This window comes from Hyphomicrobium sp. CS1GBMeth3 (genome assembly GCF_900117455.1).
Taxonomy (GTDB): Bacteria; Pseudomonadota; Alphaproteobacteria; order Rhizobiales; family Hyphomicrobiaceae; genus Hyphomicrobium_C.
This window is the reverse complement of the sequence record NZ_FPHO01000003.1, coordinates 1-13,470: the sequence shown is the minus strand read 5'-3', so window position 1 is coordinate 13,470 and position 13,470 is coordinate 1. Positions and strand designations below refer to the sequence as shown.

17 protein-coding genes are annotated in these 13,470 nt (G+C 64.4%); 9 read left to right on the top strand and 8 right to left on the bottom strand.

The annotated features are described in order from the left end of the window. Positions 1 to 213: 213 nt before the first annotated feature. Positions 214 to 1,902, top strand: coding sequence for a mucoidy inhibitor MuiA family protein (locus CS1GBM3_RS07380; protein ID WP_083567302.1), 1,689 nt, complete (start codon positions 214 to 216; stop codon positions 1,900 to 1,902). A gap of 162 nt (positions 1,903 to 2,064) precedes the next feature. Next, positions 2,065 to 3,357 carry an adenylosuccinate synthase gene (locus CS1GBM3_RS07375; protein ID WP_072393888.1) on the top strand — a complete coding sequence of 431 codons (1,293 nt, stop codon included), beginning with the start codon at positions 2,065 to 2,067 and terminating at the stop codon, positions 3,355 to 3,357. 15 nt (positions 3,358 to 3,372) lie between these two features. Here the strand turns inward: CS1GBM3_RS07375 and CS1GBM3_RS07370 are convergent, their stop codons facing one another. Together CS1GBM3_RS07370 and CS1GBM3_RS07365 are read right to left on the bottom strand one after the other, a co-directional pair. Beyond that, entirely contained in the window at positions 3,373 to 3,879 is a 507-nt protein-coding gene (locus CS1GBM3_RS07370) for a GNAT family N-acetyltransferase (protein ID WP_072393885.1), read from the bottom strand. 163 nt (positions 3,880 to 4,042) lie between these two features. Next, on the bottom strand, positions 4,043 to 4,522 hold the full coding sequence (locus CS1GBM3_RS07365; protein WP_083567300.1) for an NUDIX domain-containing protein: 480 nt from the start codon (positions 4,520 to 4,522) through the stop codon (positions 4,043 to 4,045). Positions 4,523 to 4,563: 41 nt separating this feature from the next. Here CS1GBM3_RS07365 and CS1GBM3_RS07360 point away from each other — a divergent pair, with 41 nt between their 5' ends. Together CS1GBM3_RS07360 and CS1GBM3_RS07355 are read left to right on the top strand one after the other, a co-directional pair. Then, a complete protein-coding gene (locus CS1GBM3_RS07360) occupies positions 4,564 to 5,490 on the top strand; it encodes a metallophosphoesterase family protein (RefSeq protein WP_072393882.1) in 927 nt (308 codons plus the stop codon). A 128-nt stretch (positions 5,491 to 5,618) separates the two neighbouring features. After that, positions 5,619 to 6,740, top strand: a complete 1,122-nt coding sequence (locus CS1GBM3_RS07355; RefSeq protein ID WP_083567298.1) for a patatin-like phospholipase family protein — start codon at positions 5,619 to 5,621, stop codon at positions 6,738 to 6,740. A 7-nt stretch (positions 6,741 to 6,747) separates the two neighbouring features. Here the strand turns inward: CS1GBM3_RS07355 and CS1GBM3_RS07350 are convergent, their stop codons facing one another. Beyond that, on the bottom strand, positions 6,748 to 7,524 hold the full coding sequence (locus CS1GBM3_RS07350) for a helix-turn-helix domain-containing protein (protein WP_072393879.1): 777 nt from the start codon (positions 7,522 to 7,524) through the stop codon (positions 6,748 to 6,750). Positions 7,525 to 7,685: 161 nt separating this feature from the next. Next, positions 7,686 to 8,201 carry a septal ring lytic transglycosylase RlpA family protein gene (locus CS1GBM3_RS20070; protein ID WP_072397299.1) on the bottom strand — a complete coding sequence of 172 codons (516 nt, stop codon included), beginning with the start codon at positions 8,199 to 8,201 and terminating at the stop codon, positions 7,686 to 7,688. A 666-nt stretch (positions 8,202 to 8,867) separates the two neighbouring features. On the opposite strand from CS1GBM3_RS20070, the gene CS1GBM3_RS07340 reads away from it, so the two are divergent. Beyond that, positions 8,868 to 9,209 carry a hypothetical protein gene (locus CS1GBM3_RS07340; RefSeq protein ID WP_072393876.1) on the top strand — a complete coding sequence of 114 codons (342 nt, stop codon included), beginning with the start codon at positions 8,868 to 8,870 and terminating at the stop codon, positions 9,207 to 9,209. Positions 9,210 to 9,300: 91 nt separating this feature from the next. Here CS1GBM3_RS07340 and CS1GBM3_RS07335 read toward each other — a convergent pair whose 3' ends face one another. Together CS1GBM3_RS07335 and CS1GBM3_RS07330 are read right to left on the bottom strand one after the other, a co-directional pair. Further along, the gene (locus CS1GBM3_RS07335) at positions 9,301 to 9,687 is read right to left on the bottom strand and encodes a bactofilin family protein (protein ID WP_072393873.1); all 387 of its coding nucleotides are present in this window, start codon (positions 9,685 to 9,687) and stop codon (positions 9,301 to 9,303) included. A 258-nt stretch (positions 9,688 to 9,945) separates the two neighbouring features. Further along, positions 9,946 to 10,353, bottom strand: coding sequence for a tautomerase family protein (locus tag CS1GBM3_RS07330; RefSeq protein ID WP_072393870.1), 408 nt, complete (start codon positions 10,351 to 10,353; stop codon positions 9,946 to 9,948). 159 nt (positions 10,354 to 10,512) lie between these two features. Between CS1GBM3_RS07330 and CS1GBM3_RS07325 the strand changes: the two genes are divergently transcribed. The 4 genes from CS1GBM3_RS07325 (at position 10,513) to CS1GBM3_RS07310 (ending at position 12,725) form a co-directional block, all read left to right on the top strand. Continuing rightward, the gene (locus tag CS1GBM3_RS07325) at positions 10,513 to 11,016 is read left to right on the top strand and encodes a protease inhibitor I42 family protein (RefSeq protein ID WP_171946454.1); all 504 of its coding nucleotides are present in this window, start codon (positions 10,513 to 10,515) and stop codon (positions 11,014 to 11,016) included. A gap of 29 nt (positions 11,017 to 11,045) precedes the next feature. Then, entirely contained in the window at positions 11,046 to 11,393 is a 348-nt protein-coding gene (locus CS1GBM3_RS07320; RefSeq protein ID WP_072393865.1) for a hypothetical protein, read from the top strand. A 466-nt stretch (positions 11,394 to 11,859) separates the two neighbouring features. Beyond that, positions 11,860 to 12,369, top strand: coding sequence for a glutathione peroxidase (locus tag CS1GBM3_RS07315; RefSeq protein WP_072393862.1), 510 nt, complete (start codon positions 11,860 to 11,862; stop codon positions 12,367 to 12,369). A gap of 83 nt (positions 12,370 to 12,452) precedes the next feature. Next, positions 12,453 to 12,725, top strand: coding sequence for a DUF2277 domain-containing protein (locus CS1GBM3_RS07310; RefSeq protein ID WP_072393860.1), 273 nt, complete (start codon positions 12,453 to 12,455; stop codon positions 12,723 to 12,725). On the opposite strand, the gene CS1GBM3_RS07305 is transcribed toward CS1GBM3_RS07310, so the two are convergent. Continuing rightward, positions 12,726 to 13,052, bottom strand: coding sequence for a hypothetical protein (locus tag CS1GBM3_RS07305; protein ID WP_072393857.1), 327 nt, complete (start codon positions 13,050 to 13,052; stop codon positions 12,726 to 12,728). 83 nt (positions 13,053 to 13,135) lie between these two features. After that, positions 13,136 to 13,470 (bottom strand): phosphomethylpyrimidine synthase ThiC (locus CS1GBM3_RS07300; RefSeq protein WP_171946453.1); only part of this gene is annotated, 335 nt, incomplete at its 5' end.

Below are 13,470 nucleotides of genomic sequence, written 5' to 3'. Positions count from 1 at the left end.
ATCGGGCTCGCGCCTTCGTGGGCTTCAGTGCCTCGGCGGGGTCGGCGCAAGCCGGCCCCGTTTCGCTTCGCAGCAAAGTTAATTGGCGGTGCTCGTCATAAATTCGTCGCTAAACGACCGCACCTGAAGCCTGGCGGGTGCTGCCCCACGCCCGGCATAATGCGCGCTCACCTTAGGATCGTTCTTAACTCCAGCCCCGAGAGGTCTTGTCCCGTGAAGCAGGTCGTTGCCGTCGCGCTTCTGTTGCTTGCAGTCGGTGCGGAAGCCTCGCGTGCGGCGGAGGTGGATGCGGTATCGCGCATCGATGCGGTGACGGTGTTCCCAATGGGCGCGGAAGTGGTGCGCATTGCCAAGGTTCAACTCGACAAGGGCGAGCACACGATCGTTTTCCGCGATCTGCCGACCGGGGCCGTCGATGGCTCGATCCGTGTCGAGGGAACGGCGTCGGGCAAGCTCGAGATCGGCTCCGTGGATACGCGGCGCCTGTTCGTGCCGCGGGCGGACGCCGAACAGTCTGCCTCGGAGCGCCGCCAGATCGAGACCGAGATCGAGACGCTGCGCGATGCGCGGGCGCGGCTCGATGCGCAGGTTCACGCGGCGGAGACGCAGAAGGCGCTGATCAACAATCTCACACAGCTTCCGACGCGTCCGGCTCCGGCTGCGGGCGCCGAGCGCAGCGAGGACTGGACGGCAGTTCTGGCACTCATCTCCGCCGGTTCGGCTGAGGCGCAGCGCACCATCGAGGACGCGCAGGTCAGGATCCGCGAGACGGATCGCAAGATCGACGATCTCGAGAAGAAGCTGGCGTCGATCGCGCCAGAGAAGACGGAGCGCACGGAAGCGAAGGTGTTCGTCGTCGCGCAGTCGCCGCTCGAGGCGGACATCACGGTGCGGTATCAGGTTTCGCATGCCTCGTGGACGCCGCTCTATGATATGCGCCTGCACAGCGGCTCCAAGACGGCGGCGCCGCGGATCGATCTCGCGCGTCGCGCCTCGATCAGTCAGAAGACCGGCGAGAGCTGGGACAACGTCGCGCTGACTCTGTCCACGACGCGGCCGTCTGCCGGGGCTTCGGCGCCCGAGTTGCGGCCATTGATCGTCGATTTCGAGCCTGAGCCGCGGCCGCCTATGCCGGTGGCGAGCGCGCCTGCCGCCGGGAATGCCTTTGAGGATAGCGTTGCACTTGAAGCCGCACCGGAGCCGGACGCGCGCGAAGAACTCGCGCAGACCCAGCGGGCGCGGCGTGCGGTTTCTGAGCGTCCGGCCGAGATCGTGCAGGCGCCGTTCCACGCGTTGTTCGCGGTGCCTGGGCGGCTCAGCATTCCGGAGACGGGGGAAGCCAAGCGCGTTCAGCTTGGGGCGGAAGCGATCGAGCCGCAGCTCACCGTGCGTGCCGTGCCGAAGGTGGAGCCGAAGGCTTACCTTTACGCCAAGCTCACGCTGCCGAAGGGCGCACCGCTTCTGCCGGGTGCCGTCTCCCTGTTTCGTGACGGCACGTTCGTCGGCACCGGACGACTGCCGACGCTGTCGCCCGGCGAAGAGCACGAGCTCGGCTTCGGCGTCGACGATCTGGTGCGCGTGCGGCACGCGATCTCGGCTGAGACGCGCGGGGAGACGGGGCTGATCTCGACCTCGCGCACCGACAACCGCAACTACCTCATTACGGTGAAAAGCATGCACGAGCGTGCGATCGATTTTGCCGTGTTCGACCAGATCCCTGTCTCGGCCAATCAGGACATCAAGGTCGATCTCAGCGGCAAGGCGCCGACGCGCCAGAACGTGGACGACCGGCGCGGCGTCCTGGTCTGGGAGGGCAAGCTCGAGCCGGATCAGGAGCAGACGATCGAGTTCGGGTATCGTGTGTCCTGGCCGTCCGCGAAGTCGGTGATTTACCGGCAGTAGGCGAACGGCTATGCCAGGGCTGGGGTAAGCCATAGAAATCGAACGGTGTTTTCGCAGCAAAGGAAAAGGTTTCTTCTTTCGGGAGAGCCCTTTAAACCTAGGTTCGATGGTCCCGGCCCCGGCTCATCAGCCGGGGCCATTTCATGACAAGCGGTGGAGAGAATGGCTAACGTCGTGGTCGTCGGCGCGCAGTGGGGCGACGAAGGAAAGGGCAAGATCGTCGACTGGCTTTCTGAGCGCGCCGATGTTGTGGTGCGGTTCCAGGGCGGTCATAACGCGGGCCATACCCTCGTCATCGGGAATACGACCTACAAGTTGTCGCTGTTGCCGTCCGGTGTCGTGCGGCCTGGCAAGCTCGGCGTGATCGGGGCCGGCGTGGTGGTCGATCCGTGGGCGCTCGTCGCCGAGATCGAGAAGCTCAGCAAGCAGGGGCTCGAGATCAGCCGGGACAACCTGCGCATCGCCGAGAATGCGACGCTGATCCTGCCGTTCCATCGCGAGCTCGACGTCATGCGCGAGGAGGCGGCGGGCGAGGGCAAGATCGGTACTACCGGGCGCGGCATCGGTCCGGCCTACGAGGACAAGGTCGGACGCCGCGCGATCCGAGCGCACGACCTCAGGAATCTGGCATCGCTCGGCGGGAAGATCGACCGGATGCTGCTGCATCACAACGCATTGCGCCGCGGTCTCGGGAAGCCCGAGGTCAGTAAGGATGCGGTGCTGGCCGAACTGGCCGAGGTGGCGCCGAAGGTCGTGCCCTACATCGACGTGACGTGGGATCTTCTGGACCAGGAGCGGCGCGCCGGAAAGCGCATCCTGTTCGAGGGCGCGCAGGGCGCGCTGCTCGACGTCGACCACGGCACGTATCCGTTCGTGACGTCTTCGAACACGGTGGCGGCGCAGGCCGCGACGGGATCGGGCATCGGGCCCGACTCGCTCGGTTTCGTGCTCGGCATCGCGAAGGCCTACACGACGCGCGTCGGCGCCGGTCCGTTCCCGACCGAGCTGACCGACAAGACCGGCGAGACGATTGGCGAGCGCGGCCATGAGTTCGGCACGGTGACCGGGCGCAAGCGCCGCTGCGGCTGGTTCGACGCTGTGCTCGTACGGCAGGTGGCCAAGGTTTCGGGCATCAACGGCATCGCACTCACAAAGCTCGACGTGCTCGATGGATTCCCCGAGGTGAAGGTGTGCGTCGGCTATTCGCTCGACGGACAGCGACTGGCCCGCCTGCCGGCCGGCGCCAACGCGCAGGCGCGCGTCGAGCCGATCTGGGAGACGTTCGAAGGCTGGTCGGAGTCGACGCGGGGTGCACGGCGCTGGGCCGATCTGCCGGCGCAGGCGGTCAAGTATGTGCGCTTCATCGAGGAGCTGATCGAGTGCCCGGTGACTCTGCTTTCGACGAGTCCGGAGCGTGACGACACGATCCTGATGAAAGATCCATTCGAGGATTGAGGGCAGGCTTGCGCGTCAGCGGCCGGCAACGAGGCCGCTGTAGTCGGCGAGGGCGCCATCGGCGAGCTCGACGGCGAGCACGCGAGCCGGATCGACGGGGCCGGGCATCGTGATGGCGCCCGGCGGCACGCGCTTGAAGCCGACGCGGCCATAATAGCTTTCATCGCCCACCAGAATGACGATCCGCACGCCGCCGGCCTTGGCTGCGTCCAGCGCCTCGCGGATCAGCGCGCGGCCATGCCCTTGATTGGCGTGCTCGGGGGCTACGACGAGTGGGCCTAGCAGAACCGCGCCGGGCTTACCGCCAATCGTGACCTCCGACATGCGCAGCGCAGCGACCAAGTGGTCCTCGGCAGCGGCCAGCCGGCAGAAGCGCGAGGCCCAGCTGCCGGCCTCCATCTGCTCGCGGATGCGATAGGCCGTGCGCGCGAAGCGGCCGGGGCCGAACACGCGGTCATGAAGGGCGGAGACAAGGGGGACATCCTCCGGCGCTATGGGCCGGTAGAGCGTCTTGGCGAGCATCGAACATTGTCCTGGCGTGGGTTGGGGCGAGCGGCGGCGTCAGCGCGCATGGCGCGGCGTCTCGGCTCGTCGCTGAAAGCTCTCGCGCAGAAATGTGGACCAGGTGCTCATGGGGCGCGCCTTTAGCACGCGCGCCAGGGCCGGTCCAGGGCGCTGCGGCGCGTCACGGTAACGCCGGGCGCGACCAATGCGGTGTTCGCGGGCGGGCGCCCATGATCTCGAGCACCCGGTCGCGGGTTGGCGGGCTTATGGCCTCCGGGAGGGCATCCCACGGGAACATGGCTTGCTCGGCGATCTCGATATTGGGTTTAGGCACAACCGGCTGCGCCCAGGCGCGGACGACAAACAGGCCGATATGGTCGCCCGGGAAAAGGTTGTGGTTCGCGTAGAGACCGAACAGCTCCGGAGGGCCCGTCAAGGTAACGCCGGTCTCCTCGTGAAGCTCGCGGCGCAACGCGTCCTCGAGCGTCTCTCCCCGCTCGACGCCGCCGCCCGGAAAGTGCCAGCCGGGACGGTAGGTGTGGCGGATTAACAGTACACGGTTCTCCGTGTCGAGAACCACGCCTTGCGCTCCCAGCGTCAAGCCGCGAGAGTAGCGCCAGTACCGCTGCAGTGCCTTGCGGATCAGCTTCTCAGGCAACACACCCGACCTCCTGGGGATGGGCCTGTCCGGCTCGAGGGCCCATGACCGACACGTTCACGCTTGCGCATCTCTCCGATGTCCACCTCGCGCCGATCTCGGGCCTGCACTTCAGGCACTGGAACACGAAGCGGGCTCTTGGGTATCTAAACTGGCAACGCGGACGGCGCCATGTGCATCTGCGATCAGTCGCGGACCTGATCGCTGCCGATGCGCTGGCGCATGCGCCCGATCATATCGCGGTAACGGGGGATCTCGCTAACCTTGGTTTGCCGGGCGAGTACGCGGCGGCGCTGACATGGCTCGAAGGGCTCGGTGACCCGGATCGCGTCTCGGTGGTGCCCGGCAATCACGACATCTACACCGGGCGGCTCGGGGGCGACTCGTGCCTCGTGACGTGGGGGCCGTTCATGCGCAACAGCGAGTCGTGGAGCACGGATGCACGCGTGCAATTCCCCTATGTGAAGACGCAAGGCCCGGTGGCCTTCATCGGTTTGTGCTCGGCCATTCCAACGCCACCGTTCGTGGCGGCGGGGCGGCTTGGTGACGGCCAGATCGCGCAGCTTGCGCTGGCGCTCGAGAGGCTGGGTGCAGCAAATTACATTCGCGTCGTGCTGATCCATCATCCGCCGCTGCCGGGGCAGGCGCCGCCGCAACGCGCGCTGCAGGATGCGGCCGCGCTCGCCGATGTTCTCGACCAGCATGGCGCGGAGCTCGTGCTGCACGGACACAACCATCGCGAGATGCTGGCGTGGCGGCGCTATTCGGCGGGAGGCATTCCCGTGCTCGGCGTGCCGTCTGCTTCGGCGGGGCTTTCGCACAAGAGCGAGCCGCTCGCGCGCTACTATCTGATCCGCATGCAGCGCGAGGACGGTGCGCTGCGCATCAATTGCGAAACGCGCGGGCTAACATCCGTCGACGGAGAGGTGATGACGATCGATCGCCGTGATCTCGCGACGCCCTCCGTCTGACGCGTGTTCTTGGACGTGTCGCAAATGGGGCGTGCAATGGCCTTCCGTGCGGCCGATTGCGGGGCAGACCGGCGGCGGGTTCGTGCTAGTGTCGGCCGCACCCAGAAAGCCGCTCCGGAGCATCGGGCTTGCCTCGCTTCAGACGTCGTCTCAAGATCAATCTGGCTTTGCAGGGCGGCGGGGCGCACGGTGCCTTCACGTGGGGCGTGCTCGATCGGCTGCTCGAGGAGGAGGATGTCTCCTTCGGCTGGATCTCAGGTACCAGCGCGGGCGCGGTCAACGCGGTGGCGCTGGCCTGCGGATTGGCAGCGGGCGGGCGCGAGGCAGCGCGCGCCAAGCTGCGCGAGGTGTGGGACGGCGTGCACCGCGCTGGTGTGCCCGACCTGTTGCGTCTCAATCCGTTTCTTGCTGGCCTCAGCAGCTCGTCGGCGCTCGCGCACGTCGCAGGCATGTTCTCGCCCTACGATTTCAATCCGCTCGGTTACGATCCGCTGCGCACGCTGCTCTCCGACACCATCGACTTCGCGAGCATCCGCGAGAAGGTGCCGGTCAAGCTTCTGATTGCGGCCACGGAAGTTTCAACCGGGCGGCCGCGCCTTTTCCGAACTCATGAAATGAGCGTCGATGCCGTTCTCGCCTCGGCGTGCCTGCCGACGCTGCATAGAACGGTTGAGATCGACGGTGTCGGTTATTGGGATGGTGGCTTTTCGAAGAACCCGGATCTCATCACACTGGCGGCGGAGAGCCCGGTTCGCGATACGCTGATCGTCGAGATCAATCCGCTCGAGCGGCGCGGGTTGCCGAAGGGCGCTCGCGAGATTGCGGGCGCGGTCAACTGGCTCACGTTCAACGCGCCGCTTCTGCGCGACGTGGAGCAGATCCTTTCCGTGCGCGAGGCGTTGCGGGGGCGCTTCGGTGCCAAGCGCGGTCCGCAGGGCGTGCTGGCAGCGCACCGGTTTCACCTGATCGAGGCCGGGCGCTACACGGCTTCGCTATCGGACGACAGCAAGCTGAAGCCGGATCTCGGTCTCTTCACCTATTTGCATTCGGCGGGCCGCACGCAGGCGCACAAATGGATCGGTCAGCATCTCGCCTCGGTCGGAAGGCGGGAGACGGTCGATCTCGCAGCACGCTTTCGGGCGCGCATCACGTCGCCTGCGGCTGAGGGCGACAGCGACGGTGGGGTCGATGACGGCGCGGCTGCTTCCGCGAACGCGGTTGGGAGGCAGGCAGGCGTCGATACGCCGTAGAGGCCGTTTATGGGCCGACGAGGCGGGCGTAGCCTTCGTCGAGCGCGGTCTCGAGATAGGCTTTGTAGATGTTGTACTCGGGGTGCTTGGGCGTGATCTCGCCGAGTGCAAGCGATTTGAACTCCTGCCGCTTCAGGTAGACGATGGGTGAGGAGACCGGCACGAACATGGCGCGCTGCTTGTTCAGCGTCGTGATCAGCCCACGCATTTCACCCGTCTGGTCGATCTGCGAGACGAGCACCATGCGCATGGCGCCTTTCGTCAGCGAAACCAGGTGAATGTACATGGAGGACGCCGGCACGTAGAGCCGGCCGCGGTGCGAGAAGGGGGCGTCGGGCCGCTCACGCTCCTCGAACAGAAGGCTCGGCCATTCCGGGTCCCAGACGATGTCGGTGCGGTAGGCGACGATGGCGTCCTGCTTGGCGAAGGCCGGGCGGACGGTGAGATAGCTACCGATGTAGTGGTCGACGGCGGCGCGCGTGTAGGCGCCCATGTAGACGGGGGCCACGACGCCGCCTTCGCCCTTGAGCTCCATGGGCTGGGACGTCGACATGCTGCCGAACCAGGATTCCTTGAGGCGCTGATAGTCGAGGCCAAGGACCATGGCCACGTCGAACAGTGTCTGCTCGCGCACGGGCTTGCCGTGCAGCAAGTTCTGGATGGTTTTTTCGTGGCAGTCGGCCGCGTCGGCAAGCTCCGCTTGCGTCAGCTTCTTCTCGACCATGGCCGTGCGGATGCTCTGGATCGCCGCATCCCGTTCCTTGCTGCTCGGCTTCGGTTTCATTGCGCGGTCCACGTCACGGATAACAACTTTCCGCAATATATCGAATTTTGCCGGCGCCCCAAGTCCCTTGCGGAACAGCGATCAATGCACCGTGCATTGGCAAGAAAAAAGGCGAGCCACTTTTTGCGGCTCGCCTCTGCAACTCGAGAAGGCTTTGGCGATCAGCCGCGGCCGAGAACCTCGATCGATACCGGGGCAAGGCCCGAGCCCTGCATGCCGATGACGCCAGCGGCGCCCTTCGACAGGTCGATCACCCGACCCTTGATGAAGGGACCGCGGTCGTTGATCGTCACGGTGACCGAGCGGCCGTTGTTGCGATTGGTGACGCGCACCTTGGTGCCGAAGGGCAGCGTGCGGTGGGCGGCCGTCATGGCGCTGGGATTGAAGCGCGCGCCCGAGGCGGTCTTCTGGCCCTGCCAATAGTAGGAAGCGATGCCGCTCTTGGCGTGAGAGCCGCTGTAGGCTTTCGCGCGCTTGGCGGTCTTACGGTAAGTCGTCGTGTGCTTGCGCGCGGCCTTGCGGTGCTTGTAGCTGGCCTTCTTCTTGTAGACCTTCTTCTTCGCGTGATGCTCCTTATCGGAGGCATGGCTGCGATGGTCGTGGTTGGCGCTCGCGGGGATAGTGCCCATCAGGCCGAACGAAAGCGCAGCAACGGCGCCCAATGCGAGAACTCGCATGATCTCATCTCCATTCATTCCAGCGACAGTGCCGCGGCTCAGACGGGATCCCCAAGGCCGCCGGTCCCCCAAGGGACAAAACTTCGGCCATCCGCCACTTCGGCGGATCTCTTTGAAAGTCCAAAAGGATGGGATCCCGATGCGAAGAGAAAGCCTCAGCGCAACACCAGAACGTGTTAAGTCGCTCCGTTTTCCGAGAGGCTCATATTGCCCCCCGTTCTGGTGGGCGCACCTGACCAGCCGAATTTGGCGAAATCAATGACCTTCGCTGAACGGCGTTCGGATACGTATATTCGCGTATTGATTTAGCTCGCTTTTTACTCTGTCTTCGCCATAAGTGCGACGGCACGCCGCAGACGAGGCGTCTGATGCTTTGCGGCCAAGTCTCTGAAAATGCGGCGACTTTGTGTCACGCGAAGCAGTGCAATACGAAGGATGACTCCCGTCGCTTGCTATCATCTCCGGCACCAGGGCCTGTTCCCATCCCTTGAAACCAGGGCCGGTCGGCATAGCTCAAACAAGGCAGCGGCGCTCCGGACGGCGGGGCCCTTAGCGCCTGTTCCGTGCGGCACAGCTCGTTATGTCTCGCCCGGATAGTAAGGCCGCACATCGTAGCCTGCCGCGTGCCGGATCACTCGGGCAGCGGCTTTTTCCGGAGTGCCTTCCATGACCTTTCCGTTCAAGTCCAGCCTGCTCGGCGCAGGCACCCGTGTGGCGCTCGCCATCGCGGTCGCGCCGCTGGTTCTGGCTGCGGCCTCGCATCCGGCGGATGCGCGCATCAAGTGCGTCAATGGCAATCAGATCGTCAACGGGTCGCCGATCGCGACGCCTTACTGTCAGGATGAACTCGTGGCGACGGTGGCGCGCGAGTACGGCGTCAAGGTTTCGGCGTCCGCGATCCGCAACAATCCCAATCTCAAGCGCAATGTTTGCCAGCACGTGGGACGCGACAACCGCATCTATATCGCATGCATCGATGCCAACAGCGTCGGACGCAGGCCGTTCTAGCCTCGAGCGGCTGTCGGTGCCGGCATAAAAAACGATCGAGCTCTCTCCCGCGGTCGGAACAGAGCTCGATCGTCGCTCCCCCGTTAGCTCGTTAGCCTGCCGTCACAGGCTGCGGCGCCGGATAGCTGCTGACGTCGAGATTGGGCGCGATCTCGGCGAGATCCCTGGCCCGGCGCACGCGACCGTCGAACTGGGCGCCTTCGGAGATCGCCAGCGTCTGATGGAAGATGTCGCCGTCGACGACGGAGGTCGGGTGCAGGGTGACCGACTGCGCCTTGATGGCGCCGCGGACGCCGCCACGCACTTCAATCTGCTCGGCGCAGACGGTGCCGACGACGGAGCCTTCCTCGCCGATAACGACCTGCTTGCCGGTGACGTCGCCGCGGATGTCGCCATCGATCTGCAGCTTGTTCTGCGAGATGATGGTGATCTTCTCGCCGAGAATGGTGAGGTCAGTGCCAATCACGGACGTGCCCATGGTGGATGCCGCTCCAAAGGGCGATGCACGTCCATTGGTTGCCGGCGGCGCGGGCGGCTGCAGGCCGCTCGGCGGGCTCGGTGGCTTCGGTAAGCTTGGATCGGAACTGGAACCGCGACTGAACACGCTAACCTCCCCTGACGCATGGAACCGGGTGTCAATATGGACACAAATGCGGTGAGATGGAGGAAATTCGTCGTTAAAGAGTGAATTGACGCGAAAATTACTTGGCGGCCCCAGCTCGCTGTCAGGGGGCGGTCAGTCGCCGCCGTTTCCGCCGAGCTCGCCGGTCAAAAACTGGGCACGGCCGAGGCCGAACGACCAGTCTTCGTCGCTGTTCTCAACCATCGACACCATGACGTCGCTTGGGGCGATGCCGCAGCTTCGTTCCAGCTCCTCGACCAGCAAACGATAGAAAAGCTCCTTGGCGGCGCGGCCGCGGGGGCGGGTCGTAACCTGGACGACGACGACCTTTTCGGTACGCGGGATATCGAGCCCGGTGTCCTCGACGATAAAGCGCGAGGGCTTATGCTCATGAACGATCTGATAACGGTCGCGCTCGGGAACCTTGAAGGCCGCCAGCATGGCCCGATGGGCGGCGTCGAGCAGGGTCTTGAGCTCGGTGTCGGTGCGGCCTTCGACGAGGTGAAAGGTGAGCAGGGGCATGGCGATTGGGGTCCGAAGTTGGCCTGGATGCGTCGCGGAATGAGCTGGAGTTGGTCGGTAATCCGCTCAGAGCAAATGCGTCATTCGTACGTGCGACGCGATAGACGCGTGCGCGCCGGTCATGCGATGATCCGCATTCCTATCATCCGAGAGGTTCGCATGCTTGAATCCAGTCTGCGGCGTGATGCGTGGCGTGGGCTCGTCGTTTGCTTGATTAGCATCGTGGGCGCTGCGAATGCGGCCCTTGCGCAAGGGACACCTGTCCAGATTTCCGTGGGCGAGACGGCGACGCTGCAACTCGATGGCAACCCGTCGACCGGCTATACCTGGGTAATGCAGGATGGGGCGCAACAGTATTTCTCGATCATCACTGTGCAAGCTCTCGGCTATGCGAAGCCTGCGGTGAAGCCTGGCGAACGTCCGCTGCTCGGTGCGTCTCAGAAATACCAGGTGCTCGTGACCGGCCTCGCCGCCGGACAGGCGAACCTCGTATTCGACTACGTAAAGTCCGGGGATCCCAAGCCCGCGCGAACCTCAGAGTTCGCAATCGAGGTGCTTGACGATCAAACGGGGGGTAGAAATCCGAGCGAAACAGAGCGGCAGGATCTCTTTCCCAATCCTGCCGATGAGGTCGATGCGGGCGGTGATCCCGATCCATACTGAGATTGCGTATGTTTCGCCGAAAACTTAGCATGAAGCGTCAACTTATTGCTTTCGGCGCGCTTGTTGCGGCCAGCTCGGCTGCGCAGGCGGACGCCTGGATGATCAAATCCTCGACGCTCGGATGCCAGGATCGAGAAACGCTGGTGGCGCTCGACAGGGAGGGCGGAGGGCCAGCGGCGCCCGAGGGCACGCCGCCCGCCGGGTGCGTGGTGCTCGATGCGGGAGAACGACTACTCGACCAGCCGCAGATCGGTAGCGGGTTTGATGACTACGTAAAACTCGAGCGGCGTGATGGCAGCCAGGTGTTCGTGTGGGCTTCGGCGGTTGTACGCGATCCCGGCATCGGCAGCGCCTACGAGGATCGCGCCGTCGAGTGAGGTTTGCGTGTGGACAAAATCAAAGGGGCTGCCCTTGTGGGCAGCCCCCGTGAGACTTCGGCGGCGTTGGCGGCGGTTGTGGCGCCGCGCCGCTGTTCGCTTGGCTCAGGCCGTTCCCAGAGGAAGATCCGCCTTGAAACCCAGCGACCGCGACATCGCCGTCCTCAAGATCCCACTCGACATCGGATCACCTCCTTCCAGTTGTTGAAACCTGTTCGAAGCGTGCCATGCTTCGCGAAACTTGCAAAGTTACGATTTGGATAGCTGTTGCAACCGGATGGCCGCGTCAGGTCGCATGCCGTGTCCGCTTGCAGGGTTGACGGCACTCAGCGTGCCTCTACATCTCAAGCTTGAGCGGCACGCGATCGGATTGGAGGCTCGCATGGGACTTAGGACAGCCCTCGCCGGCGCCCTTCTCGGGTTCGCCGCGCTTTGTGGAGCGGCACGTGCTGCCGGAGCGGATGACATGAGCACCAAAACGGCTTGGGATTTCTCGTTCACGTCGATCGACGGCAAGCCGATGCCGCTCGCCGACTTCCGCGGCAAGGTTCTGCTGGTGGTCAACACGGCCTCGTTCTGTGGTTTCACCAAGCAATACGAGGCGCTGCAGGCGTTGCACGCGAAGTACGACGGGCAGGGCTTTGCCGTGATCGGGGTGCCGTCGAATGATTTCGGCGCCCAGGAGCCGAAGGCGGCCGGCGAGATCAAGGAGTTCTGCGAAGGTATTTTTGGCGTGACGTTCCCGCTCACGGACAAGAATGTCGTTTCCGGTGAGGGGGCGCATCCGTTCTACAAGTGGGCGCGCGAGGAGCTCGGCTGGCTCAACGCGCCGAAGTGGAACTTTCACAAGTATCTCGTGGGGCGCGACGGCAAGCTGGTGACGTCGTTCTATTCGCAGACGGCGCCGGACGCGGGCCGCCTGGTGAAGGCGGTGGAGGCGGAAATCGCAAAGCCGGTGACGGCGGCGGTGAACTGATCGCTACCCGACGTTGACGCCATGTCGGAATGCGGCGCGCGGGGACGTCCTTAGAGTGTCGACAGCGTTTCCGGAGGCTCGCCATGTGCCGTAACATCAAGACGCTTTACAACTTTTCGCCACCGGCGACGGAGGATGAGATCCGCGCCTCGGCGCTTCAGTTCGTGCGCAAGATCTCGGGCTTCTCGCGTCCCTCGCAGGCCAACGAGGTGGCGTTCAACCGGGCCGTGGACGAGGTCACGAAGGCGGCGCAGGTTCTCATGAGCTCGCTCGTCACGCTAGCACCGCCGCGCGATCGCGATGTCGAGGCCGCGAAGGCAAAGGTGCGGTCGGTCGCGCGGTTTGGGGCCGGCTAGCTACTGTTGCTGCTGTTGGGGCTGAGGCGTTTCGCCTGGCTTCTCTTCGTCGGACAGCTTCTCGACCTTGGCGGCCATCTTGGGAATGAGCTGCACGCGATAGGTGACGCCCTCGCATTTCAGTATCCAGGCGGCCTCGTCGGGCTTCGAATCGGGATTGTCGCGTTTCGCGCTCTCAGGGTTCTTGCACTCGAAGCCCTGCTTGCGGATCTGCACGGCGATGATGTCTTTAGGCACTTCCTTGTTGGCGCCGCGGACGGAGGTGACAACGGGCGGTAGCCCCAAGGCGGTCGCTACGCCGAGCAGAATGATACGGTTAATCTTCATCGGGCCAGCCCTCGCAGTTCCAGAGAAGATGGCCCGATTTTACACTCGATTCGTTGCAGTTGGCCTACCCTCGGCCGCTAACCTTAGGTTTTGGTGACGTATACCTTGTTGCCGAGCTCGCGGAACTTGCGGCTCATCTCCCGCATGCCGGCCTCTGCTTCCCGCTCCAGGGCAGGCCCTGACGCGGGATCGGATTCGGGATCGATCTGGGTCGTCTCGACGGCGGCTTCGTTCAGGCGCGCGGCATAGTCGCGAACCTCGCGCGTGATCTCCATGGAGCAGAACTTGGGGCCGCACATGGAGCAGAAGTGCGCCACCTTGTGCGCCTCCTTGGGCAGCGTCTCGTCGTGGAAGCTCTGGGCCGTGTCGGGGTCGAGCGACAGGTTGAACTGATCCTTCCAGCGGAACTCGAAGCGGG

Bases quoted from the DNA above. Each gene is read 5' to 3' on its own strand.
- CS1GBM3_RS07375 (WP_072393888.1), top strand. From the start codon at position 2,065: ATGGCTAACGTCGTGGTCGTCGGCGCGCAGTGGGGCGACGAAGGAAAG.
- CS1GBM3_RS07370 (WP_072393885.1), bottom strand. From the start codon at position 3,879: ATGCTCGCCAAGACGCTCTACCGGCCCATAGCGCCGGAGGATGTCCCC.
- CS1GBM3_RS07360 (WP_072393882.1), top strand. From the start codon at position 4,564: ATGACCGACACGTTCACGCTTGCGCATCTCTCCGATGTCCACCTCGCG.
- CS1GBM3_RS07350 (WP_072393879.1), bottom strand. From the start codon at position 7,524: ATGAAACCGAAGCCGAGCAGCAAGGAACGGGATGCGGCGATCCAGAGC.
- CS1GBM3_RS20070 (WP_072397299.1), bottom strand. From the start codon at position 8,201: ATGCGAGTTCTCGCATTGGGCGCCGTTGCTGCGCTTTCGTTCGGCCTG.
- CS1GBM3_RS07340 (WP_072393876.1), top strand. From the start codon at position 8,868: ATGACCTTTCCGTTCAAGTCCAGCCTGCTCGGCGCAGGCACCCGTGTG.
- CS1GBM3_RS07335 (WP_072393873.1), bottom strand. From the start codon at position 9,687: ATGGGCACGTCCGTGATTGGCACTGACCTCACCATTCTCGGCGAGAAG.
- CS1GBM3_RS07330 (WP_072393870.1), bottom strand. From the start codon at position 10,353: ATGCCCCTGCTCACCTTTCACCTCGTCGAAGGCCGCACCGACACCGAG.
- CS1GBM3_RS07325 (WP_171946454.1), top strand. From the start codon at position 10,513: ATGCTTGAATCCAGTCTGCGGCGTGATGCGTGGCGTGGGCTCGTCGTT.
- CS1GBM3_RS07320 (WP_072393865.1), top strand. From the start codon at position 11,046: ATGAAGCGTCAACTTATTGCTTTCGGCGCGCTTGTTGCGGCCAGCTCG.
- CS1GBM3_RS07315 (WP_072393862.1), top strand. From the start codon at position 11,860: ATGAGCACCAAAACGGCTTGGGATTTCTCGTTCACGTCGATCGACGGC.
- CS1GBM3_RS07310 (WP_072393860.1), top strand. From the start codon at position 12,453: ATGTGCCGTAACATCAAGACGCTTTACAACTTTTCGCCACCGGCGACG.
- CS1GBM3_RS07305 (WP_072393857.1), bottom strand. From the start codon at position 13,052: ATGAAGATTAACCGTATCATTCTGCTCGGCGTAGCGACCGCCTTGGGG.